This window comes from Paenibacillus sp. FSL H7-0737, from assembly GCF_000758545.1.
GTDB lineage: Bacteria > Bacillota > Bacilli > Paenibacillales > Paenibacillaceae > Paenibacillus_AQ.
Map to the genome: position 1 here is coordinate 385693 of NZ_CP009279.1, position 23282 is coordinate 408974.

The 23282-nt window shown below is 44.0% G+C and carries 18 protein-coding genes; 12 read left to right on the forward strand and 6 right to left on the reverse strand.

The window, feature by feature from the left end:
* Positions 1 to 27 precede the first annotated feature (27 nt).
* The 4 genes from H70737_RS01750 (at position 28) to H70737_RS01765 (ending at position 4777) form a co-directional block, all read left to right on the forward strand.
* A complete protein-coding gene (locus H70737_RS01750; RefSeq protein ID WP_042193161.1) occupies positions 28 to 732 on the forward strand; it encodes a hypothetical protein in 705 nt (234 codons plus the stop codon).
* A gap of 11 nt (positions 733 to 743) precedes the next feature.
* A complete protein-coding gene (locus H70737_RS01755; protein ID WP_042184271.1) occupies positions 744 to 1844 on the forward strand; it encodes a toxic anion resistance protein in 1101 nt (366 codons plus the stop codon).
* 361 nt (positions 1845 to 2205) lie between these two features.
* Positions 2206 to 2994 (forward strand): formate/nitrite transporter family protein, encoded by a 789-nt coding sequence (locus H70737_RS01760; protein WP_042184273.1) that lies wholly within the window; start codon positions 2206 to 2208, stop codon positions 2992 to 2994.
* Positions 2995 to 3175: 181 nt separating this feature from the next.
* Complete coding sequence (locus tag H70737_RS01765) at positions 3176 to 4777, forward strand: ATP-binding protein (protein WP_042193162.1); 1602 nt, start codon at positions 3176 to 3178, stop codon at positions 4775 to 4777.
* Positions 4778 to 4877: 100 nt separating this feature from the next.
* Here H70737_RS01765 and H70737_RS01770 read toward each other — a convergent pair whose 3' ends face one another.
* Both H70737_RS01770 and H70737_RS30935 read right to left on the reverse strand, forming a co-directional pair.
* Positions 4878 to 7205, reverse strand: a complete 2328-nt coding sequence (locus H70737_RS01770; RefSeq protein WP_042184275.1) for a TPM domain-containing protein — start codon at positions 7203 to 7205, stop codon at positions 4878 to 4880.
* Between the two features lie 171 nt (positions 7206 to 7376).
* Positions 7377 to 7520, reverse strand: a complete 144-nt coding sequence (locus H70737_RS30935; protein WP_167348483.1) for a hypothetical protein — start codon at positions 7518 to 7520, stop codon at positions 7377 to 7379.
* A gap of 291 nt (positions 7521 to 7811) precedes the next feature.
* On the opposite strand from H70737_RS30935, the gene H70737_RS29595 reads away from it, so the two are divergent.
* A complete protein-coding gene (locus H70737_RS29595) occupies positions 7812 to 10934 on the forward strand; it encodes an EAL domain-containing protein (protein WP_052404123.1) in 3123 nt (1040 codons plus the stop codon).
* Positions 10935 to 11105: 171 nt separating this feature from the next.
* Here the strand turns inward: H70737_RS29595 and H70737_RS01780 are convergent, their stop codons facing one another.
* Positions 11106 to 12200, reverse strand: coding sequence for a GGDEF domain-containing protein (locus H70737_RS01780; RefSeq protein WP_052404124.1), 1095 nt, complete (start codon positions 12198 to 12200; stop codon positions 11106 to 11108).
* 244 nt (positions 12201 to 12444) lie between these two features.
* Here H70737_RS01780 and H70737_RS01785 point away from each other — a divergent pair, with 244 nt between their 5' ends.
* Entirely contained in the window at positions 12445 to 13962 is a 1518-nt protein-coding gene (locus H70737_RS01785) for a methyl-accepting chemotaxis protein (RefSeq protein ID WP_052404125.1), read from the forward strand.
* A gap of 51 nt (positions 13963 to 14013) precedes the next feature.
* Here H70737_RS01785 and H70737_RS01790 read toward each other — a convergent pair whose 3' ends face one another.
* Positions 14014 to 14529 carry a nucleotidyltransferase family protein gene (locus tag H70737_RS01790; RefSeq protein WP_042193171.1) on the reverse strand — a complete coding sequence of 172 codons (516 nt, stop codon included), beginning with the start codon at positions 14527 to 14529 and terminating at the stop codon, positions 14014 to 14016.
* Positions 14530 to 14791: 262 nt separating this feature from the next.
* Here H70737_RS01790 and H70737_RS01795 point away from each other — a divergent pair, with 262 nt between their 5' ends.
* The 3 genes from H70737_RS01795 (at position 14792) to H70737_RS01805 (ending at position 18498) form a co-directional block, all read left to right on the forward strand.
* Complete coding sequence (locus H70737_RS01795; RefSeq protein ID WP_269321837.1) at positions 14792 to 16396, forward strand: sensor histidine kinase; 1605 nt, start codon at positions 14792 to 14794, stop codon at positions 16394 to 16396.
* Positions 16393 to 17121 (forward strand): LytR/AlgR family response regulator transcription factor, encoded by a 729-nt coding sequence (locus H70737_RS01800; RefSeq protein WP_042184277.1) that lies wholly within the window; start codon positions 16393 to 16395, stop codon positions 17119 to 17121. Before H70737_RS01795 ends, H70737_RS01800 begins: the two co-directional genes overlap by 4 nt.
* 138 nt (positions 17122 to 17259) lie before the next feature.
* Entirely contained in the window at positions 17260 to 18498 is a 1239-nt protein-coding gene (locus tag H70737_RS01805) for an L-lactate MFS transporter (RefSeq protein ID WP_042193175.1), read from the forward strand.
* A gap of 97 nt (positions 18499 to 18595) precedes the next feature.
* On the opposite strand, the gene H70737_RS29600 is transcribed toward H70737_RS01805, so the two are convergent.
* Positions 18596 to 19135 (reverse strand): TetR/AcrR family transcriptional regulator, encoded by a 540-nt coding sequence (locus H70737_RS29600; RefSeq protein ID WP_052404126.1) that lies wholly within the window; start codon positions 19133 to 19135, stop codon positions 18596 to 18598.
* Between the two features lie 122 nt (positions 19136 to 19257).
* On the opposite strand from H70737_RS29600, the gene H70737_RS01815 reads away from it, so the two are divergent.
* The 3 genes from H70737_RS01815 (at position 19258) to H70737_RS01825 (ending at position 21598) form a co-directional block, all read left to right on the forward strand.
* Positions 19258 to 19914 (forward strand): transmembrane-type terpene cyclase, encoded by a 657-nt coding sequence (locus tag H70737_RS01815; RefSeq protein ID WP_042184279.1) that lies wholly within the window; start codon positions 19258 to 19260, stop codon positions 19912 to 19914.
* A gap of 158 nt (positions 19915 to 20072) precedes the next feature.
* Positions 20073 to 20681 carry an RNA polymerase sigma factor gene (locus tag H70737_RS01820; protein ID WP_052404127.1) on the forward strand — a complete coding sequence of 203 codons (609 nt, stop codon included), beginning with the start codon at positions 20073 to 20075 and terminating at the stop codon, positions 20679 to 20681.
* Positions 20642 to 21598, forward strand: a complete 957-nt coding sequence (locus H70737_RS01825) for a hypothetical protein (RefSeq protein ID WP_042184281.1) — start codon at positions 20642 to 20644, stop codon at positions 21596 to 21598. Before H70737_RS01820 ends, H70737_RS01825 begins: the two co-directional genes overlap by 40 nt.
* A 403-nt stretch (positions 21599 to 22001) precedes the next feature.
* Here the strand turns inward: H70737_RS01825 and odhB are convergent, their stop codons facing one another.
* A complete protein-coding gene (gene odhB / locus H70737_RS01830) occupies positions 22002 to 23276 on the reverse strand; it encodes a 2-oxoglutarate dehydrogenase complex dihydrolipoyllysine-residue succinyltransferase (protein WP_042184283.1) in 1275 nt (424 codons plus the stop codon).
* Positions 23277 to 23282: the final 6 nt, after the last annotated feature.

Here is a 23282-nt window from a genome sequence, read left to right on the forward strand (position 1 = left end):
TAAAGTCGCTCACAAGAGGTGAGAACAATTCAGTTTAAATCGAAAGTATTGCTTTACGCCGGTATCGGCTACGTTGTTGCTGTATTAACGAGTTCTTTTCTTCCCGAATTCATTTCTCTGCTGTTGCCTTTAGCGGGTGCGGGGATAGGTGCTCTGGTAACGAGAAGTCCAAGAACCAATCTCCCAGCGGAGGTGTTGCCAGCAGGCCCTGTGACGACACCTATTGCTAAGGCACCCGCTGCGAGTGCTCCTCAATTAAGCAACACGACAAATGATACTACATCAGGTAATCACAGCTATGACGGTAGGACTGAGAGCGCGGTGAAGATTGGACCGGAGTTCGCTCCGGTTGTGGAGTATCTTAGCATTCTGGAAGATATGATTATCTCAGAAGGGCAGAAGGATACGCTGGACAATGAAATTGTCGAGAAATCATTGGCGCTCTTCGCGAGGCTTCAACGTGTAATTCCACTGCTGCAGGAGCTGAATAACGGCGAGATTAATCATACGGTCCGCAGATTGATTCTGAAGGATTTGAATGGTGTAATCAACCCGTTCTTACGCCTAGGCGGTGAAGCAAAGACGAAGAATCGGAGAATGCTGCTGAACGGTCTAAGAGATGTCGATTCCAAAATATCGGATATTGCGTCCACGATCGAACATAAAGACCTGATGGAACTTCAGACGAAGGCGGAACTGATTCATCAGCGGTACAGCAGTTCCGAACTATAGGAGGGAATCCCATGTCCACGCAGTTGATCCAATTAAAAAAAGAAGATGAACAAAAGGTAGTCGAGGAAGCGGCACAATTAATTGAGAAGGTATCCCAAACGGATACTGTTACACTGGATTCCTTGATGGATGATATCGGTAAGCTTGGGGTTAAGACGCAGGAAAAAGCAGGACAAACCTTGAAGCTGCTGGATCGCCCGGTGAATGACCTGATGTCTGGTAAACGCGTTGAAGTGCCTAATATGATTATGAAGCTGCGGAATGAGTGTGAGAATCTGCAGCAAAGTAAGAATGTGAGCTTCTTTGGCAAGATGCTACGCAAGAGTCCGATGAAGAACTATGTGTACAAATATCAGTCGGTCCGCACGAACATTGATGCCATTGTTACAGGGCTTCGCGATGGTAGAGATACCCTCGAAGAGAGCATTGTAAATATGCGTCAGCTGAAACGTACTTCCATGGAAGAGATCTATAACCTACAGACCAAAATTGCTTTCGGCACTAAGTTGAAAGAGTTGTTCGAGGTAGAGATCGCGAAGCCTGAGAATGAGTACCGTAAAGCTTATCTGGAGCGCGGTTTGCGTAAAGTGATGGTTCGAATTCAGTCGATGACAGAAATGATTCTGCTGTACAATCAAGCAATTGCTGCTACAGATATTATTAATGACAATAATGACAAGCTGATTGATTCCGTGAATAACGCTATTGATAAGACCTCTAATCTGATCACGGTGTCGGCAATGATTGCGATGTCTTTAGCGGATCAGGAGAACGTCATCAATGCTGTAGAAGCGACGAATAAGACGATTGAAGATCAATTTAAAGAAAATGCACGTCTGCTGCGTACCACTACAGAGAAAACCACCGAGTTGCTGTCTAAGCCTTCTATGTCTATGGAAGCTGTGAATCAAGCGATCGGTGATCTGCTTAGCGCATTAGACACTTCAGAACAGTCCAACCGTCGCATTATTGAGAGCTGCCAGGATTATACGTCTAAAATGACAGCAATCAATACTCAACTGGGCAATCGTTTAGGACTAAATGAGGCGGACAAGCCTCAGGCGCTGAAGCAAGGAGAGGCTGAGAGTCAACTGAGCAGTTTCTTGAACTAAATTGTTTCTGACAATAATAAAAATACAGAGAATAGATTGAGAAGCCTGTTGAATTCATTCAACAGGCTTTTTTAAACGCCAATACTCAATCATAAAGCCCTATCTTCACACATAAGTTGTCACAAGACTACATGTGGAGGAAGTGAGGATAGGCATATGATCTTAGGGTGCTTGATACTCGTGCTTATCATCGTAGCCAGTAGTGAAAGAGCAGAAGCGATTGCAAAAATGAATGAGGACACTTAGGATTTTTACCATGATTTGGTTCAAGTAATTTCCAGCTGGTTATTGGGTATAATAACGCAAGATTGCACGATTAGCCCATAACTAGCTGGAAAACCCAAATTCCTAAGGAGGTCACATGGAGAACGAGGCGCTGCTACAGGTTGAACAATTAGCACTTAAGAAACAAAAGATCTATCGGCAAAGTATATTGCGCTATATTGCCAGAGCCATGCTGGCCAGTATGTTTATCGGGTTCGGCGTAATTGTAGCATTCAAGACAGGCAACTACTTCTATATGGAGCATTCACCATTTGCGTATCCAATGGCTGCGATTACTTTTGGAGCAGCGATCATCCTAATCTCATACGGGGGAGGGGACTTATTTACCGGAGATACTTTCTACTACACGTACACTGCTTTGAGACGCAAAATGAAATGGTCCGAGGTTGTACGCATGTGGATCATGAGTTATATAGGTAACATTCTTGGTGCTGCTGCATTTGCACTGTTGATTTTTTTAACAGGCCTGTTTTACAGTTCTGATGTAAATGGTTTTTTACTATATGTGGTTGAGCATAAAATGGAGGCTCCGGCAGGTCAGCTTTTTTTTCGTGCTATCCTCTGTAACTGGCTCGTTTGTATGGCTTTTTTCATCCCGATGAATATAAAGGGCGATGGGGCCAAAATGTTCGCAATGGTCTTATTCGTATTCTGTTTTTTCATCTCTGGTTATGAGCATAGTATTGCCAATATGTGTACCTTTGCAATTGCATTAGTCCTTGACCATCCCGGAACGGTTTCGTGGGGCGGTGTGGTACATAATCTTGTGCCCGTTACAATCGGAAATCTAATTGGTGGTGGAGTTCTGATGGGGGTTATGTATTATTATGTGAACAAACCTTTTCTGGATGATCCGAAACATTAAGAAGAAATAATGTGAATCCGCAACTTCGCTCTTTAAAAGGGCGGAGTTTTTTTTGTGCTGCAAGAAATTTATTCGCATTGGGATATTTTGATTTTTTAGGGTTCAAAAGGATTAGGGGGAAAGAAGTAGAATACATATTAGTATTACAAAATTGAAGATTCATACAGAATGGGGTAAGGCTTTGGAAAAGACAACAGGGGTACTGACGGATGAGACTATCATTAAGGCTTCCAATCAGCATTGCATTGATCAAGGAATAGACCCTGAGCAGCCTCCTATTTTTCCAAAATGTTATGCTGCAGATGAACTGGGGTCGCAACTCCGTGTATATAGTGAAGTGATTGAGGTTATTGATTTTTTCGTAAACAAGTTTCTTTCTTCAGTAAAAGGCAATCCGATCCTTGTTACCATATCGGATGATGAAGGTTATCTATTGGCGTTCAAAGGGGATCCGACGATTATTGATCTCGTAGGGCAGGTTGGCATCAAAGAAGGTGTGCAACTAAATAAAGAAGTGGGTACAAATTCAATTGCATTGTGTCTCGAACACCATCGGCCTTTTCAGTTGAAGGGACAAGACCATTATCATCAAATTCTTCATCGTTTAGTGTGCTGCACGGCTCCTTTTTATAAAGAGGATGGGCTTGAAATATTGGGGACGATATCATTTATGGCGGATATAGATGTGGCGCATCCCCACTTATTGCCATTGCTCTGTACCATGGCTGACTCCATCGAACGCGAGATTTTGCTGCGTAGAGGGAATGCTGAGCTTCAGCTTTTAAATCGAATCCTATTGGATACCAATTATTTGGGTGTTATTATAACGGATGAACTCGGAACGATCGTCAATATAAATGAGAACTGCTTAAACATGCTTCATTTGGATGGTGAACATCAAGAATCTGTTATCGGTGCCAGTGTCTTCGAAATTCGAAATGTGGGCTCTTATTTTCAGCATGTCATTCTTCAGCAAGAGGCATGTGCTGGGCTGGAAGTGATTCAGGAGAGCAACGGTTTGTTTGAACATTATATGCTGGATGTGCTTCCGGTTTATGATTCGAATGCATGTTTAGCTCGTGTGATTGGGAGTCTTCGTAATATCACAGAGATGAAAAAAACGGAAGAAGTGCTGCGCAATACAGAGAAGCTAGTGGTTGCTGGACAACTAGCCATGAGTATTGCACATGAGATTCGCAATCCGCTAACTACAGTCAAAGGAATGCTTCAACTGGCCAATAAAGATTCGCAACTGCTACATTATGATCTTATTATGTCAGAAGTAGAAAGAATGAACCTCATTGTGAGTGAGTTCCTCATACTAGGTAAACCGCAGGCCGCGCATTATAGGGTAGAACAATGTAGCACGATTCTGCAGGAAGTGCTCAGCATCTTTGCGATTCAAGTGGAGATGAATAATATATCATTGAACACGCAACTCCATTTTGATGCGAATATCTTGTGTGATCGCAATCATATCAAGCAGGTCTTCCTAAACATCCTAAGAAACTCAATGGAAGCCTTGCCCTTTGGCGGAAGCATCACAGTTGCCCTAGATGTGGAGAATGGCTTCCAGAAGATTACCTTCACAGACAACGGAGAGGGTATGAACCAGGAAGTACTGGAGAAATTAGGCCAGCCTTTTCACACGACCAGAGGTGATGGTAATGGACTGGGAATCATGATTGTTAAAAAGATAGTATCTGCACATAGAGGGCGAGTGGCCATAGCGAGTGAAGTGGGCGTAGGTACGGCCGTTACGATTTATCTGCCAATAAAATAAAGGGCTTGTCTTGGTTATTTCTTCGTCATGCAAGCAGTAATTCATAATAAAAGACTCTTCCGCCCAAGCAGGCTGGAAGAGTCTTTTGTTTGGAGATAGTCTACCACTTGGATCCGCCTGATGAATTTCGGCCGGACTTCCCTCCGCCGCCCCAAGAAGATCCGCCGGAGGATCTGCCACCGCTGCCACCGCCACCCCAGGAGGAGCCACCGGAGGAGCGTCCTCCACCGAATCCACCTGATGAAGGTGGGCCAGAGGACATTCGCTTGCGAGCCTGCGCGCGACGTTGCTGTTCTCTCATCATAGCTAATTGAGCTGATCGTTCTTCTTCTTCCTTCTGACGAACGAGTCGGTTCGCTTCATTCACAAAGGAAGTGATCTGTGAATCATAAGAACGGCCAAGGGACTCCAGTTCCTCAAGATTATAAGGCCGGGATGCCAGGCGATGATCCAGTGCACTGTATTCCGGCAGTAAGGATAGCTCGAAGTGAATTCTAGAAGATAACCCTCTGCTATGCAGCATTCGTTGGGTCGTTTCCACCCGGCTTTGCCCTTCGGAAAAGAGGCGAGTGACCTTATCCAGTCTTTCATGAAGTGCATTTAGACTTTCTGAGACACCATCGAACTGCCTTGCAGCTTCATCTAGGAGGGATAGCAACTGTTCTAGCGCATTGTGGGCCTTATCATATTCGCCGCGCTCATCACTGGTCCAATTCTCAATCTGCGCTACTTCACTAGCACCTTCCCGAAGGCGTGTGCTCCACTCTGTAAGGATGTTCTCCACAGTTGATACATGTTGTTCTTCAAAATACATACGTGCTTCGGTAATCCGGCTTTGCAGTCCGTCTCGCCGCTGTTTTAATTGGCTCCATTCGGTGCGAAATGTCTCTAAATCTCTGCGGTTGTTCTGCCGAAGGAGTGCTTGTTGTTCTGTCATAGCAACAGCCTCATCCAGGAGAAGGTCAAGAGTGGCGCCAATCTTGCGCACCTCATCCATATCTCCAACACGCAGCGGCGCTTCAAGCGTCAGCGATTCTGTGCGGGCCTGCTCCAGACGGTCAAATGGTTTTACCTTCATGTTGTGAAGTGAATTCTGCTCGATGATGTTTGTGATTTTGGTACGGGCTGCAGCTAATACCGTAGGGAACTGGTTTAGCTTATCATCGTAGAGATCGACATCCTTCAGGTCTTGTTCAATCTTTTCTTGGCGATCTTGTGCATCCTCGGTAATTTCTTGTGCGGCGATAGGGTCAAAAAGCTCCAATTGATCTGCCTTTGAGGTCTCCTCGGCAAGCTCCTTGAGCTCTTCTACAATTTCTTGAAGTGCATAGCCGGTTTCTTTAACCGCACCTTGTAGCTGCTCTTCAAGCTCTGGTGCATCCTCTTTCAGCTCTGTAATTCGCTGTTTAACATTGCGATCAGCTTCACTGATGACAGCAATGTTCTTCTCTTCCTCCTCAAGCGCTGCGCGGAAGGAGTCCTCTGTCTGCTGTAATTGTTCCACGGCTGCCTTAAGGGCAGTCAAATGATAAAAGGGTGGCTGTACACCTTGCCCATCATTTTGCAGTGAAGAGATTTCAACGAGCTTTGCAGAGAGTCGTTTTGAAATGCCTTCTACAAGTACCTCGGTTTTTCCCTGAACGATCCCTTGAAATGGCTTTAATGACTCCAATGCTCGATTCGCCCGTACTAGCAAATCGGATAACTGCTCTTGTTGTGCGTTTAGCTGTTTGCGTCGACGTAGACCTGTGATCACTATAAATAGCACAAGTAGTATCAGTACGATTCCAATTAGAATGGCGGCAATCATAAACATGGAGCTACTGGAGCTGCTTCCTGTACTGACCGAATTCCCAGGTTTACCGGAGGTTCCGTTCCCTGAACCGCTATTCGTACTGCCAACTGCGCTACCGCTTCCTGCACTTCCTCCAGCATTTCCGGTACTCTCCCCGATGGAATGGACCGCTTTAATTAAAGCCTTTGTCCCTCCAGCGAAGTCTCCTTCTCTGGCATAAGGGATGAAATAAGTATCAAGCAGCGCTGTAATGGCAGCACTTCCTGATTTCCCTCCCTGATTTTGGGACCAGGCATTTAACGAGGTTTGAAAGCCAGGATTGTTAAAATTAAGTTCAATGGACTGATCGCCAGCAGAGATCAGCAAGAGAATATCGCGAGTGGACAGTCCCCATGAGGCGTAAGTATCCTCGGCGTATCTATCGGCCGGAGTACCGTTTAAGGAATCTACGGTGAGTACATGCATAGTAACGAGATCTCCAGTGGCAGCAGCAGAAATGGACGTCGCTTCTGCGGAACTAAACATTCCAGCTTTATCGGTTACTAATCCCTGTTGAGCAGGGATTTCGGCGGCGTATGCAACGGGTATCCATAACACGCTGATCAATAAGAATAAAGCTAAATACTTTTTCAAGCTGACACGCTCCAATCTGAAGGACTTTGTATTCAATATATTATGCTGATAATTATACTATATCATTAACCCTCACGTGACGCGGGGATACTCCTATTCTTACATGGCTGCCAATCATACAAGCAAAAAAAGCCGCATTCCCTAAAGGAATGCGGCGAATATTCAGAAAGATTATCTTGTCGGCAGACAAAGAATGTATTGCAATCTGGATTTAATTTCTTTTTGCCATTTTAAATCTCCAACTTTAACGGCAAGATTGAGCAGATCCAGATAATCGTCAACCTGTAGTGTTGTTCGGGTAGAGGTAACGTTCATGGGTGATCAGTCTCCTTTTAACTTAAATATTGTAAAGTGAAATCAATAACTTATTTAATAATGATAATCATTATCAACTTGTATCATTATTGCTATTATCCACATTTTCCATCTAAAAAGCAATATAAAAATGTAGCATCCGTAATTTTATATAATTTACAAAGGGAAGGGTTCATTGCTGGGATTTGCGTATATTATGTGACGAGGAAAGAAAAAGCAGGGGTATTGCCATATTTTGTCGAATAACATTTAGGATATTACTGTAAATTCAGTAAAAAGGGGGGATGAGCGATGAAGCAGTGCAGACTGTTGCTTCTGATTAGCATTCTATTTATGCTCTTACCTCCTACTGCCATTCACGCCGAAAGAAAGGAGATCGAATATCAAGTAGAGCTGGAATATCCACCTTATAAATATATAAAAGATGGGTACATGACTGGTTTTGATATTGAATTGAGTAATATGATCTTTGAGAAGCAGGATTACGATGTCCACTACAGTACAGGGAGGTGGCCTGATGTATATAATCGGCTCGTTCAGGGAGATATCGAAACAGCGGGTCTAATGGCAGTAACGGAAGGACGAAAACAAGAGTTGTTATTTTCGGAACCTGTTTTCAAAAGCTATATTTCAATCTACGCAAGGCGAGGGCTTAAGGGTGAGATCGATTTAAATAAGCTTGGAGGTTATAAGATAGGTCTAGGAAACGGGCAGTATTCTGAAACAGTACTGAACGGGAAACTGGGAATTAATGATTACGTAGAATTTGCTACGATTCCTGAAGCCTTGGAGGCTTTAGAAAAAGGGGAGATTGACCTTCTATTTGAGAATCAGGAGGTGGTCGATTATCTGCTCGTTGAACAGGGGAAGACGGACAGTATTATTAAGAAAATGAATGATCTTTATCCAAGGGATGTGGCTTTTGCAATCAATAGGTCTACACCGGAGTTAGTTTCTTATGTTAACGAGAGATTGGTGGAATTACAGCATTCGGGTGCTTTTGAAGAATTGTACCAGAACTATTTCTTCGTTCATTCTGATTATTATAAAGGCATGATCCACAAAAGATGGGTTTACGGAGCAATCCTTCTATTCTGTCTTCTTATGCTGGGTGGAGTCCTGCTTAAAATGAATATTAATCGTTTACGGCGTGCTGTTTATTCAGAGCATCAATTTTTTGAGGATGTTATAGAGCATAGTGGTATGGTAGTTTGGGCGGTGCAGGCAGATAAAAAGGTAGTGCGGTTTAACAAGTTTGCTGAGCGGATGACGGGTTTAAGCGAAAAAGAGGTGCTGGGAGTAAATATTGAGGATATCGATGGTCTAAAAGGTAGTACGGCTGCAATCCGTGATCTTTTGATGCGGGCAATACGGAATGAATATGTTAACAACGTAGAAATTAAGCTCCCAGACCAGTCATCTGAAGCGCGATATTTCTCATTCCGGACAGCCTTATTAAAAGGACTTGATAAGCAAGCAGCCGATATCTTTGTACTTGTAGGTGTGGATATCGATAATCGTAAACAAAATGAGCTGAGGCTACAGCTAAGTTATAAGGAATTGGAAGCTACATACGAAGAGCTCTCAGCGACAGAGGTCGATCTACAGGAACAATTTAATAGGCTTCAAATCAGTGAACGACGTTTCCGGCTCACCACAGAAGGTTCTGGTGCATATATGTGGGAGTTGGATTTGGAGGCGAGACGATTTCATTTATCAGACCGATGGTATGACCTCATAGGTTACACGAAGGATGAAATCAACTCGTTTGAAGAGGGAGCTTTTAGTATTGTTCATCCCGATGACATAGCTTCAACCCGTAAGCTTAAACATGATCACCTGGAGGGTGTTACACCTATTTTCGAAACGGAGTTCCGCATGATTACCAAAGACAATCAAATCGTGTGGTTTGAAGTTAGGGGTAAGGCTACCGTTAATCCAAAGGATGAAGTTCTATTATTTATGGGCTCCTTGATTGATATCAGCGAGCGGAAGCAAGCGGAGCTTAATTTGAGCAACAGCTACCAAGAACTTGGGGCGACCTATGAGCAGCTCACGACCACTCAACAGGAGCTTCTGGTACAATATAATATGCTTCTAGACAATCAGAAACATATGCATCGTCTGGCTTATGTGGATGCGCTTAGTAACTTACCTAACCGTTTATGTCTGCTGGAGACCATGGAGAAGTATCTAAAGCATCCGGGAGGGAAATTTGCACTACTGTTTTTAGATTCAGATAATTTCAAATACATCAACGATACCTTAGGTCATAAATCCGGGGATGTACTCATCCGGAAGGCAAGTGAGAGATTGCAGTCACTGATGCGGGAAGGAGATATGCTCTCACGGCTAGGTGGAGATGAATTTGTTATTTTTATTAAGGATACAGAGGACCGTGAGGCTGTATTGAATCTGGCAGAGCGTATAATGAGAGCGTTCAGGCAGTCCTTTTTAATAGGAGAGAGTAATCTATACGTCTCGCTAAGCATCGGGATTTCCTTTTATCCAGAGGATGGAGAGACGGCCGAGCAAATTTTGAGTAATGCGGATGTGGCGATGTACCGTGCTAAAGAGGATGGCAAGGGAACTTATGTAGTCTATAACAAATCGATGCATACAGCGTTTAATGAACGAATGAATATAGAGAAACATTTGCGCAGTGCAATGAACAATAATGAATTTGAACTGAACTATCAGCCCCAGATGGATATCGAATCCGGATTCATCTCAGGCTTTGAAGCATTAATTCGTTGGAACAGCCCATCGCTTGGTTCTGTATCTCCACTTTCGTTTATAAAAATTGCTGAGGATTCCAGACTGATCATCGATATTGGTGAATGGGTGCTTCGTGAATCTTGCATCTTTATGAAAGGTATTCAAGATCGTACAGGTGTTCCTTATAAAATATCGGTCAACATTTCGATTATTCAGCTATTCCAGAACGATTTTATTGAGATGGTACAGGATAGTCTGGCTGTAAGTGGCCTAAATCCAAGCTGTCTTGAGCTGGAAATCACGGAGTCTATTTTTATGAAATCATTTGAGAGTATCCTGGGTAAGCTGCAGTTTCTTAAATCTAAGGGCATTAGCATCGCCTTGGATGATTTCGGAACGGGTTACTCATCACTTAGCTATTTGCAGCAATTGCCGATTTCAACGCTCAAGATGGATAAAACCTTTATTGATTCACTCTCAGAAAAAGCTAACAGCCAGTCTTTTGTGCAGTCCATTATACAGTTGGGGCATAATATGGGACTGAAAGTTGTAGCAGAGGGTGTAGAAGAGGTTATTCAAATGGATTTGCTCAAGCAATTAGGCTGCGACAAGGTTCAAGGCTACCTGATTAGCAGACCTGTGCCAAAGCAGGCAGTCGTAGAGCTTTTGGAAACACAGAGGCGCTATGGGATTTAGCAGTCAGATTCAAGCAGATGAACACAAACAAGCCCGTGAAAAGATCCGTGGGCTTATTTGTTCAAATATAAGAATTTATAAGTCTCACGCTATATATTATCCTTATATTTCTCGCATAAACGCTTACCGTCCATTAGGGGCGTCGAAGGCGTTTTTGCTTGTGTTCGGTCTTTAGCCGATTACGATTTTGTTCTTCCCGGTATTCTTAGCCTCGTAAAGTGCATCGTCTGCTTTCTGAAATGTAGAATTTTTGGAATCTGTACCTATAAAATCGTGCATACCGATACTGACGGTTACGCTTTTGCCGTTCATTTCCGCAAAAGGGGTATCGGAGATGGACGTTAGAATATGCTTCATAATCTCATGAGAATGATCAAGGGTTTTAGAAGTCAGGATGACGACAAATTCTTCCCCGCCAAAGCGAGCCGCGAAATCATCAGGACCGACATGCTCGAGGAGGATCGCTGCAACCTTTTGTAATACGATATCTCCAACGGAATGCCCATAGGAATCATTTACTTTTTTGAAGTTGTCGATGTCCATAACGGCTAGCTGCATGGGAAATGGATTACTCTGCTGATGATCGATCAGCCATCCTAAGTATTCATGAAACGTCTTATGATTATAAAGGTCCGTCAGAGGATCGATCTTGGATAGCCGATCCATGATTATATTCTGAATGCGTAATTCCTGTTCTGACTTTACGGAGTTCTCCAGCGATCGCATCAAATCACGCCCACGACCGATGACTGCAAAGCCTGCTAAAGCAGTAGCAGCAAAAATAAGAAGAATAATGATAGTTTGGGTGATGGGGACATATCCATGATTAGATGCCTTGATGAATAAAATGATCGTGTACAGTAGACAAACAGCAGAAGAGGCTATCATATAACTAGACTTCATATAGATCATGGATACAAGCAGCGGCAGCAGCATAATTAATGACATTACATACAGTTCATCATTGAGATTGATGATAATCAGAAGCGCAAATAAATGGCTCGCTACTGTAATAGCTAGCTCGGACCATAAGGGTTTCCATCTATAGATAAATTCCAGAATAATGATCAAAGTCAATATGATGGAATCAGGAATCAGCGACTGAGTAATAAACTCTCCCATGGTTAGGGTATCCGAATGTTGGCCCCATAGGCATTGAGAAACAAACATATGAATACTTAAATCCACAATCAGGATGATCCAGAATGCATTAAGCAGCACGCGATTCCAATGGGTCTGACGAGGAGTTTGAGATGTAGTATGCATAATGTGTTCCTCTTTTCCAGTGGCAATTTGCTTATATATTCGACAATAATTACGGATTCCCTCTCGACCAATTATCTACAAATATATTCGTATATTACGGTAACGTTGGTGTAGGTCCTCCAGGGATATGGATTTGCGTGTGAAAAGACTGATCGAAAAGGAATAGTATAGAAAGTATTTCCTTTAATTAACTCTGCTGATATAATGTTAGAATACATAACATCAATCGAGTGGAGTGGGAATAATGATGCAGATTCGCCCTAGCCAGATTTTTGTAGTCGTCCTGTTGCTCCTTGTCAGTGTTTACAGTTTGTTGATAGACATGTTCTGGATTCATAAGCTGGTAATCATCCTGCTTATGGCTTCTCTAGGCTGGGTCCTGCTAAATTTGTCCCGCTACGGTTATCGTAAAGAAATGCTGCTGAAAGAAGCTAATAGTAAAGTGGAGCTGCTTGGCAATGAGATTGTAGTTACTTCGGACCGACTGCATGGTGCACTCGAAGAAATCAGTCGTCATACAGAAGAGCTGCAGCAGACAGCAGATTATTCACATGAATACGAGATGGATTTGCGGATTCGCAGTAACGAAGCTAAAGCTAATATTGAAGGTGCTTATCAGACAATGGGCGGAGTAGCATCCGTTACCGCACATATCGAAGAGTTGACGGAGAGACTGGGGTCAAATATGAAATATGCTCGTCAAGGAATGACAACTATGGTTGATTCCTTGAGCATCGCAGATGCTGTGATGAAGGATTTACAGATGCAGAGCGGGGACATGTTAGCTAAGTTTACTATCTTGAGTAATCATATTGCGATGGTAGAAGAGATCAATACGCTTATTAACGGAATTGTGGATGAGACCTCACTGCTAGCGCTTAATGCTTCCATAGAAGCGGCCCGGGCGGGGGAACAGGGCCGTGGATTTGCGGTGGTGGCCAGCCGGATTCGGCAGCTGGCTGATCAAAGCAAGAGCTCGGTAGACCGTTCCTCTGGCATCTTGCTCGACATTAATAACGGAGTACAGCAGGTGCTGGAATCCGTGACGAAAGAGCAAGCTTCAGTGGAACGTGGGGTGAACGAGGTCGGCACTGTGAAGCTTCGACTCGATGATATCGCGTCGAGAGTCGATGAGGTAGGCAGCGCCGTAACAGAAACCATCGATGCTGCCGCGAAGCAGAGCAAGCTGATTGTTGAAGTGACGACGGAGCTGAGTGGGGCAGTGGCTATCGTGAATGAGACGATTGCCAATGTCGATCTTACGCTGGAACAAGTGACACGGCAGCGGAGCCAGATCGGGCAGCTGAACGAAGTCAGCGCTAATCTGTTAGCGGAGTCGCAATCGTTGCAGCAATCGGTTACCAGCATAGCAGCCCGAGAAGAAATCGAGATGAGCCAATATGCAGCCCGGCTTCAAGAAATGCAGAGTCTCTTGGAGACAATTTCAGCTAAGGAAGAACTGTACGACCCGGATACTGAAGTTCATCAAGGTGTTTTGACCTCTTACATTAAAAAAATTCCGGATGTACAAGCCATTTGGTCCAATCGGACGGATGGGACCTTTATCTATTCCGAGCCAGCGGCTGGCCTCTTGAATGCCAAGCGACGTGATTGGTGGAATGGGGCCATAAATGAAGGTCAATATGTCTCGAAGCCATATGTATCAGCGATTACGAAGCGTTCTTGTGTTACATTATCCAGAGCGATTAAGAATCGTCAGGGAGATGTCGTTGGTGTAGTAGGTATCGATTTGGCGGTGTAAAAAAACCAGAAAAGCAAGCCCTGCTATATTGGGGGCTTGCTTTTTGTTATTTTAGGTAGTGCTGATCTGCAACTGTTTCCACGTCGCCTGCCAGTTCTTTTTAATAACGCGTTGTTCATAAATAGGGAGTAAGCTTGGGTTTTCAGTAAAATGTGGGGTAGGTCGTAATACTACATGAATAACATCGGAAATTCCGTGTGGAGCGACTAGGATGATTTTACCTGTTGGATCTAAGGAGAGTCCAAGTGCTGTGGCGGTTTCCGGAAACTTGGATATCGCATCAACAGCTGATGTATAAGGTGGAAGTTGATTGACGGTATGCATTCTTGCTTCATTTTTAACAGACCAGGGAACATTGGGGTTTAAATCTCTTAGCTTCGCCTCCCAATCCTTCTCCACTTCCTCTTGAAGATTGCTGTCGTCATAATAAATAACATCAACATCTGGCAAAGGTGTCCGTTCTTCGAAGCCATGAAGGGTGTCCCAAATTTTTGCACGCACAAAGCCAGCGCAAACCCACCAGTCAGGTAACTGCAGCGATCTAGCATTTTCTAATATATCCATCATCCAGGGATCATTTTGTACAAGCTGTATGATATCTGCCTCGTGTTCTAATTTTTGCAAACCGCCCACCTCCGTATATGTATGCTTTTATTCTGTTCATATCATACAACAAGAGTTTCAATAGAGGTATTAAAGGATAGGCTGAATGGACAGAGGCATGAACTATCTTTATAATAAGTCGACATCTAGTCCTTTGGAGGCGGAGACCGTGCAATATACGTTTACGATTTTACTGCAATTATTCGAAAGAGCTGCACTACTGCTGATGTGTCTGTTCGTGCTGACTCGTCTGCCGCGGTTTAAAGAGATTTTTCAAAAAGGAACATACGCCCCGCAGGAGCTTGCCATAGCGACGACGATATTCAGTTTATTTGCCATCTTCGGTACCTATAGTGGCATTAATGTGGAAGGCTCGCTTGTGAATGTGCGAATTATCGCCATCGTGTCTGGTGGGATTTTGTTCGGGCCATGGGTAGGACTCATAACAGGCATCATCTCAGGGGTTCACCGTTTTTTAATTGATATCGGAGGGGTAACCTCTCTTCCTTGTCTGATTACGAGTATTACCGCAGGGATTGTGTCAGGGGTAATATACCGCCGCACTTCTGGTGAACGTCGCTGGATGGCCGGTATTTTGGCCGGGATGGCCTGTGAAGCCCTGACGATGCTGCTTATTCTAGTGATGGCCGAACCGTCGTCACTGGGTGTGGATATCGTGTCCAAAATTGCTTTTCCGATGATTATGAGCCAGATTAGTGTCGGTCTGATTGTCATGCTAGTGCAGAGTGTGGAAGGTGAAAAGGAACGGATTGCGGCGAAGCAGTCCAAGCTGGCACTGGATATTGCCAATAAGACCTTGCCTTATTTTCGCAATATTAATCCCGAGTCGCTTCGTACCATCTGCCAAATTATCAAAGAAGATATCGGTGCAGACGCTGTAGCTATTTCGGATACAAGACTCATTCTCGCTTACGTTGGTGTGGGAGAAGAGGATTATACTACGACCAATGAAATTATAAGTGAAGAAACTAAGGTGACGTTGTCCAGTGGTGAAATTACGATCCGTAACGACGATAGCGATTATGTGAATCCGGAGATTAAATCGCTGATTATTATTCCATTGAAGGAAAAAGGCGAAGTGACGGGAGCGCTCAAAATCTATTACACCAGAGCCCACAAGATCACTTATTCTCTACAAGCTATGGCTGTAGGTTTGTCGCAAATGATCTCTACGCTAATGGAAGTATCGCGGGTTGAGGGCATTAAAGAAATGGCGAACAAAGCGGAGCTAAAGGCGCTGCAGACAAGCATTAACCCACACTTTCTGTTCAATGCGCTGAACGCGATTGCGTCCTCGATTCGGATTAACCCGGATAAGGCGCGCGAGCTGATCGTGAATCTGTCCGGTTATATGAGATACAATCTGGAGCTGACGGATGAATTCATTGATATTAAGCGCGAGCTGCAACAGGTTCAACAATACGTAGAGATTGAAAAAGCGCGCTTCGGAAGCCGGCTTAATGTCCTCTATGATATTGATGAGGTTCAGGTTCGGATTCCGAGTCTAATCATTCAGCCGCTTGTAGAGAATGCGATCATACATGGCATACTGAAGGTACGAGGGACGGGAACCGTAACGATTTCTGTAAAAGATCAAGGCGATAATGTGCGAGTTGGCATTCGGGATACCGGAGCTGGCATCAGCGAAGAAACCATAGAGAAGGTCTATGCTGGCGATATGCCGGAGAATAAGATCGGTCTGTTCAATGTACATCAACGGGTCAAGCTCATCTATGGAACTGGTCTTACGATTCAGAGGCTCGATAAAGGGACGAACATTTATTTTGATGTCAAAAAGGAGGGCCTATGAGAGCAATTATCGTGGAGGATGAAGAGCTAGCGAGACAGGAACTGGCTTATTTAATAGAGACTCACAGCGGAATCGACATTGCCGCACAATTTGAAGATGGGCTGGATGCACTAAAATTTTTACAGGTTGAGACGGTAGATGTGATTTTTCTGGACATTAACATTCCCTCGATCGACGGAGTACTGCTGGCTCAGAATATTAGCAGATTCTCGGTAAAACCTTATATAGTGTTTATTACTGCGTATAAGGAACATGCCGCCGAGGCGTTTGAGATTGAAGCGTTTGACTATATTCTTAAACCCTACAGCGAGGTTCGCATTAAGGCTATGCTGCACAAGCTAGAGGGGGCGTTCGCTGCTCGCGGAAGACAGGGGGAAGAGGAACGTAATCCAGTAAGTGATAAGGTGAATCTGTGGAAAAATGAGAAGATTATCGTAGTGAATGCTGATGATATTTATTACGCCTCCGCACAAGAGAAAAGTACGAGTGTAATAACTAAAGGTGAGGAATATAGTATGGCGCTAAGCATCAGCGATTTTTATAATCGACTGCCGGAGGATCGTTTTTTTCGCTGCCATCGTTCCTATATAGTTAACCTGTCCAAAATCAAGGAAATCATCCCTTGGTTCAACAATACATACTTGCTGCGCCTGCATGATTTGGAGTTTGAGGTGCCGGTAAGTCGAAGCAAGGTAAAGGAATTCAGGCAGATCATGCGCCTATAAATGCAGTTCATTCTTCATTTTCGTCATCTCATGCCAGATTTCTCTCAACAACCGCTGGTTTAGCTACAATAAAGAGGCAATAGAAGCTCTTGTAGCAGATCACGAGAGGGAAAGAAGGAATAGACCATGACTTCGACGATGGACAACAAAAACGCCAAACGGTGGCTTATCGTATTAGGAACAGTAATTATGCAGATGGGTCTAGGTACCATTTATACATGGAGCTTGTTCAATGCACATCTGGTAACAAAATTCGGCTGGGAGCTTAATTCTGTTTCGATTACGTTTTCGATCACGAGCTTTGCACTCGCTTTTGCGACTTTGTTCGCAGGGAAATTGCAGGATCGTTTTGGTCTTCGCCGGTTAACTGCCGCCGCAGGGATTGTGCTTGGTCTAGGATTGATTCTTAGCTCTCAGGCGAATTCGCTTCTAATGTTCTATGTATTGGCTGGTGTAATCGTTGGTTTTGCAGACGGAACAGCTTATATCACTTCATTATCTAACTTAATTAAATGGTTTCCGAATAATAAAGGCTTAATCTCCGGTGTGTCCGTGGGTGCTTACGGAACGGGGAGCTTGATTTTTAAATATATCAATGGTAGTTTGATCGACTCGGTGGGTGTGTCTAATACGTTTATGTATTGGGGCATGATTGTTATGGTGATGATTGTAATCGGTTCCTTACTCGTCAGAGAAGCTCCAGTACAAGCGGCATCATTGGGTGCAGCAGCAACATCGACTATCGCTAAACCAAAAGACTACACGGTAAAAGAAATGCTACGCACGAAAGAAGCTTATCTGTTGTTCATTATTTTCTTTACCGCTTGTATGTGTGGTCTGTATTTGATCGGTATTGTAAAAGACATCGGTGTGCAGCTGGCTGGACTTGATGTACAGACGGCAGCTAATGCGGTAGCGATGATCGCAATTTTTAATACAGCAGGACGTTTGATCTTGGGTGCCTTGTCTGACAAAATGAGCCGTTTGAAGCTGGTAGGCGCTTCGCTTGCAGTAACGGCAGCCGCTATGTTGACCCTTAGCTATGCGACGCTGAATTTCGGACTGTTCTTCACTTGTGTAGCTGCCATTGCATTCTGCTTCGGGGGTAACATTACAGTGTTCCCGGCAATTGTCAGTGACTTCTTTGGTCTTAAGAATCACAGTAAGAACTATGGAATCGTATATCAAGGTTTCGGTATTGGAGCCCTTTCCGGTTCGTTCATCGCCGTCTTCCTGGGCGGGTTTAAACCTACCTTCGTGATCTTTGGTCTCTTGTGTCTTCTGGCCTGCATCATCGCGATTTCGCTAAAACCGCCGGTGGAGAAAGCAAAAGAGAAGAAAGCGCTTCGGCTCAAAGCTACAGAACGGACGGCTTAACCTTATCAAGTGCACCTCTTAGAATAGACATTGGAACAGCCTCCGGGTAAATCTAATGTCATTCTAAGGGGTGCATTTTTTGAGCTGACTAATAAGATTATCTGAAGTATCTTCCTGTAATAATTTGCTCCACTAGCATTGAAATTTCTGTAGGACTGTCAGAGGCGTTATTTTTGATATAGCGAGCAATCACTTCAACTAGTGCACCTGATATAAAGGCCATAGCATATTCTTGATCTTCGCGCTGTGGTGCATTTATGATGTTTCCAAATTGAATCAGATACTGCTCAAATTTATGGATCATAATATAGTTCAGATTATTTCTTACAAGTAAACTAATAAAATTCTTTTTACTAATAAGATAGGAAATAGCTGAATTACATACTTCGCTGACAGTGCTTTCTTTTGTTTCTTCGAATGGTTGTACATAGTCAGCAAACAGCTTGTCAAAATATAATTCAATAACCTGTTCCTTCGATTTAAACAATGAATAAAAGGTTTGTCTTGAAACAAGTGCCTTATCGCATAGTTCTTTAATATTTATTTTGGAAAATTCTTTATTCTCCATGAGTAAGAGGAGCGCGTCCGTAATCATTTTTTGGGACTGTAAGGCAATCGGATTGTTTCTTGTATACATTGACAAATTCTCCTTTATGTCTAACTTATTCGAATAACATTGACAGGTGTAAAGGCTATCTCTATTATAAATTAACGTTGACACCTGTCAATGCTAATTAGATAAAGGAGGAAGGAATTCTGATGGAATTATTCTTAACGTTATTAAGTGGGATAGGATGGATTATCGTATACGAAGAATGTATACGACTTGGCTTTAAGCATAAATCATATGCTATGCCACTTTTTGCCTTAGGGCTTAACTTTTCATGGGAAGCCATTTATGGATACTCGGATCTATTTTTAGAGGCACATGGCCCTAATCCCGGGATTCAAGCATACGTTAATGCATCATGGGCTTTTCTAGATATTATTATTCTCGTTACCTTTTACAAGTATGGAAAGAAAGAATGGCCACAAGCACTAAGCAAAAAGTTATTTGCACCATGGCTGCTATTAGTTTTAGTGTGTTGCTTTGCGTTACAGTTGGTGTTCATAGAACAATTTGGATTCGTAATGGGAGCTCAGTATTCCGCATTTTTACAAAATCTTTTGATGTCCATTATGTTTATCGGGATGTTCGTTAAACGAGGTAGTATGGAAGGACAGTCATTACTGCTAGCATACGCAAAATGGATTGGTACTCTTGCTCCTACAATTTTAATGGGAGTTATAAACTATAATCCCTTGGTTCTTGTATGTGGTATTTTCTGTACCATATTCGATGTTATATATATTGTATTACTTACACGTACCAGGAAAAATATAGGAGGTTATTACCCTATGCGAGCATCGCGATGAAAAAGTTGTAGCTGAAATCGTAGCATTTCATAGATATACTGAAAAGGCATCTGATCATTATCAGATGCCTTTTCTTTTTTGTATCGCAACGCTAAAAAACTTTGAGCAGGCACTTTTTTCGCTGCCCAAGTGTTATAGAAGATATAAAGGTTAAGGAGGTGCTTACATCGCCACAGGATTCGCTAGACCCAAAGGAGCTGGAAGAGTTAATCATTAGTATTCAAAAGGGGAATATCGAACGGTATGCTTTTATCGTTAGAGCTTTCCAAACGCCAATCTACCGCTATTGCTATCGTTTGTTAGAAAACAAGCAGGATGCGGAGGACGCAGTTCAGGATATTTTGGTAAAAGGCTATCAATCTATCCATCAATACAAGCCGCAGATGCATTTCTCGGCATGGCTCTATCGAATCGCGTATCATCATTGCTTAAACCTGCTGCGCAGACGGCGTTTGCAAAAGCGAGTCATGAGTATCTTCAAGCCTGATTTTATGTCTGCAAGTCCTGAACAAGAGCTGGATGATCGGTTGTTTAATCCCTCATTGTCAGCCGCTTTAGCACAGTTGTCGCTGGAAGAGAGGAATATGCTTATTCTGCGGGTGTTCGAGGAAAAAACTTATGCGGAGATAAGCGAAATTCTTGGGGTCAGTCCCAATGCACTGACGAAGAGAATGAACCGGATCAAGCGGAAGGTGCAGGAAGCTATGAAATTGGAGGAGGAGATCAGATGGAACGAACCACAATCAGCGATGAATACCAAAATATAATTTATGCCTCAGCCGGGAATGAACTTCTGGGTGAGATCGATGTAGAAGAGAAGGTTATGGGACATATCCGTGGCATATCAGATCGAAAGCGATCGTTCTCGCTCTCGCTGAAGACGATGAATAAAACAACGGCAGTTGCCAGTATGTTAGCTTTGTTCCTGATGATCTCAGTGACAGCGTATGCTGCATCGGAATATATACAGATCCGCAATAGTGAAGGCGTAGTAAAGGTTCAGCATGTTGCGCCGAATGAATCTGCAGGAGTAGCTTCCTATGATAAGTATGCACAGAAAGTAGATGCTTTCGCTAAACCGGGAGAATTGATCGCCTATCTTGTGAACAATAATGCAGGCGTAGCAGAATTGTCTTTTAAGTATAAAGAGCAGCGGATAGGCGCATATTCTGATTTCTTGAAGGAAATCAAACGGACAGGGGCGCCGATGCTTCCTGCATTGGCAGCAGGGTATGCTTTTGAATATGGGGTTATAAACCCTAATCATCCGACTACGGATGCGGAGAAGAACAGTTCTCTATATCAGGAGACGTTACAAGATCTTACTGCCCAAGCAAACAAAGATAAGGAAAGTAGTAATTTATTTATGAAGGCTATACCTTGGTCGGAACCAGGCTGGATCAGTGCAATTTATTCGAAGAATAATGCTTTTATAGGTATCTCTGCCACGATCATGCATGGTGGCAAAATGTTTGTGGAGCAAGAACCGGAGAATCAAGCGGATAAGATTATAGTGGCTGGCACAGAAGTGATCTATAACAAAGTAGTGAAGGAAGAGGTCAGCTACGATTATCTGAATTGGTATAACGAGAAGCAGGATGCGTATTATACACTCAGCAGCTACGGAGATAAGATTTTGAGTAAGGAGCAATTTTTACAGTTGGCTGGGGAGCTGTTGAAGTAGATTCTTATAGTCTTGTAGTTGCATGCGCTAAGTTAGTTGTACTATATACAATTAAAGTTAACTAATACCTTTATATAAGCCCTGTAGTTGTATTTAATACAGCTATTACTGGTTAGATTAGTGGAAATAAACGTTTTTACGGATTTTAGTTGTAGAGAATGCAATTAAGGAAGAGGATATGGGAGATCAGAAATAAATAAGTGTATAAAATACAGTTAGATCATATGCAAGGTAGGAAGCATCCCCGACAACGCCGGACTTTCTAACCTAGGGATTCATGATTCACCTTGTACTTATGAAATACTTCATCTCAAAAGTTGATTCAGATATAAAAGAAGGTATCCCTAATGCGAAGCTTTAGGGATACCTTCTTTATATTCTTAAGTCGAAAGATCGATCAGGGTTAGCCTTCCAGCAGCAGGGCTTCTGGATCTTCCAGCAATTCCTTCACTTTGACGAGGAAGCTAACCGCTTCAGAGCCGTCAACGATCCGGTGATCGTAGGAAAGGGCGATATACATCATTGGACGGTTAACGGTTCTTTCTTCGTCCAGCGCAATTGGACGCAATTGAATCTTATGCATCCCTAGAATACCTACTTGAGGGGTATTCAGAATCGGGGTAGATAATAGGGAACCGAATACACCGCCGTTGGTGATAGTGAACGTACCGCCTTGAAGCTCGGAGAGACTAAGTGTATTAGCGCGTGCCTTGGAAGCGAGTTCGCCAATCTGACGTTCGATTTCCGGGAAGCTGAGGCGATCTGCGTCACGGACAACCGGAACCACCAGACCTTCCTTAGCTGCAACGGCAATACCGATATCGTAGAATTTCTTAACGATCAGATCTTCACCGTCAATCTCTGCGTTCAGCAGAGGGTAGGTCTTCAGCGCACCGATCACGGCTTTGGTGAAGAAGGACATGAAGCCTAGTCCTACTTCATGCTTCTCTTTAAAAGCATCCTTGCGACGCTTGCGGATGTCGAGGATCGCTGTCATGTCCACCTCGTTGAAGGTGGTCAGCATGGCCGCGGTCTGCTGCGCTTCTACCAAGCGGCTGGCAATCGTGAGCCGTCTGCGCGACATGCGCTTGCGCTCCACGTTCTTGCCATCCTCCGGCGCGGCTTTGCTCGCTGCCGGCTTCGCTGGCTCCGGCTTGGCTTGTGCCGCCGGAGCTACCGGTGCAGCGGCCTGTGGCGCTGCTGCACCATGACCCGACACATCGGCCTGACCAATCCGGCCGATAGGATCACGGGCGCTAACATCGCCGAGGTCGATGCCGCGCTCCCGTGCCAGCTTGCGTGCGCCCGGCGATGCCAGTGCAGCGGGGCTTTCGCCACCCGCTACAGCGACTTCGGGCGCTGCTACAGGTGCGGCTGCTGCGCTGCCGCTTGCCGGTGCCGCTTCAGGCGCTTTGCTCTCAGCGGCCTGCGGCGTACTGCCGCTAGCGGCTCCAATGATGCCGATGGCTTCGCCAACGGCTACGTTCTCGCCCGCTTGACGTAGGATGGAGGAGATGACACCCTCCACCTCCGCACTAATTTCTAAATTGACTTTATCCGTCTCTAACTCAGCAAGCACATCACCTTGACCTACCGTGTCGCCTTCTTTAACCAGCCATTTGTAGATGGTTCCTTCGGATATAGATTCTCCCAGATCGGGTACTAAGATTTCTGACACAGGCCG

What these genes read in the sequence shown, in the direction of transcription:
- H70737_RS29600 (WP_052404126.1), bottom strand. Translation starts at nt 19,135, where the DNA reads ATGTATACAAGAAACAATCCGATTGCCTTACAGTCCCAAAAAATGATT.
- H70737_RS01760 (WP_042184273.1), top strand. Translation starts at nt 2,206, where the DNA reads ATGGAGAACGAGGCGCTGCTACAGGTTGAACAATTAGCACTTAAGAAA.
- H70737_RS30935 (WP_167348483.1), bottom strand. Translation starts at nt 7,520, where the DNA reads ATGAACGTTACCTCTACCCGAACAACACTACAGGTTGACGATTATCTG.
- H70737_RS01815 (WP_042184279.1), top strand. Translation starts at nt 19,258, where the DNA reads ATGGAATTATTCTTAACGTTATTAAGTGGGATAGGATGGATTATCGTA.
- H70737_RS01800 (WP_042184277.1), top strand. Translation starts at nt 16,393, where the DNA reads ATGAGAGCAATTATCGTGGAGGATGAAGAGCTAGCGAGACAGGAACTG.
- H70737_RS01790 (WP_042193171.1), bottom strand. Translation starts at nt 14,529, where the DNA reads ATGATGGATATATTAGAAAATGCTAGATCGCTGCAGTTACCTGACTGG.
- H70737_RS01755 (WP_042184271.1), top strand. Translation starts at nt 744, where the DNA reads ATGTCCACGCAGTTGATCCAATTAAAAAAAGAAGATGAACAAAAGGTA.
- H70737_RS01795 (WP_269321837.1), top strand. Translation starts at nt 14,792, where the DNA reads ATGTGTCTGTTCGTGCTGACTCGTCTGCCGCGGTTTAAAGAGATTTTT.
- H70737_RS01785 (WP_052404125.1), top strand. Translation starts at nt 12,445, where the DNA reads ATGATGCAGATTCGCCCTAGCCAGATTTTTGTAGTCGTCCTGTTGCTC.
- H70737_RS01805 (WP_042193175.1), top strand. Translation starts at nt 17,260, where the DNA reads ATGGACAACAAAAACGCCAAACGGTGGCTTATCGTATTAGGAACAGTA.
- H70737_RS01780 (WP_052404124.1), bottom strand. Translation starts at nt 12,200, where the DNA reads ATGCATACTACATCTCAAACTCCTCGTCAGACCCATTGGAATCGCGTG.
- H70737_RS01825 (WP_042184281.1), top strand. Translation starts at nt 20,642, where the DNA reads ATGGAACGAACCACAATCAGCGATGAATACCAAAATATAATTTATGCC.
- H70737_RS29595 (WP_052404123.1), top strand. Translation starts at nt 7,812, where the DNA reads ATGAAGCAGTGCAGACTGTTGCTTCTGATTAGCATTCTATTTATGCTC.